The organism is Oceanobacter antarcticus (genome assembly GCF_044962685.1).
Lineage (GTDB): Bacteria > Pseudomonadota > Gammaproteobacteria > Pseudomonadales > Oceanobacteraceae > Oceanobacter > Oceanobacter antarcticus.
This window is the reverse complement of the sequence record NZ_JBBKTX010000073.1, coordinates 1-490: the sequence shown is the minus strand read 5'-3', so window position 1 is coordinate 490 and position 490 is coordinate 1. Positions and strand designations below refer to the sequence as shown.

1 protein-coding gene is annotated in these 490 nt (G+C 40.8%); it reads right to left on the bottom strand.

The window, feature by feature from the left end; genetic code table 11:
- Positions 1-290: 290 nt before the first annotated feature.
- Positions 291-490, bottom strand: a 200-nt coding sequence (locus WG929_RS20965) for a hypothetical protein (RefSeq protein ID WP_416207621.1), incomplete at its 5' end; no start/stop codon positions are given.

The following is a 490-nucleotide window of genomic DNA, read 5'->3' as shown; positions in this document are numbered from 1 at the left end:
TCTTGATAATCTTGACTTCAGATCATCTCAGTAAGCACCCACACGAATTACTTAATGCTTAATTTTTTAAAGAGCTGTTCGACTGTTTCGTCGAAGCGGGCTGTGCATATTACAGCATCAATTCCCATTGTCAAGCGGTTTTTTTATTTCGCTTTAAAGTGATCCAGAGGACTCAACTTCAAAACAAACCGCTTTCACCATCCAGACCAGAGGTCTAAATCGTGTGGCGCATTCTACAGCGCCAGATTCTGTTGTCAATCGTTATTTTCAATAAACTTCTTTAAAAACAACTACTTACAACCGGAAGTGAACACATCTTTCTGATCACTTCCTGAATAGAGGTGGCGAATATTACGCTGATAATTCAGCATGTCAACACCTTTGATTCGTTTTCTTTTCGAGGCTGTCAGATCAAACGAGATGACGTCACTCTTAAAGATCGAAACAGCGAGCATAAAATCATGAAGCTTGTTCCGTTCCCCGCCGCATC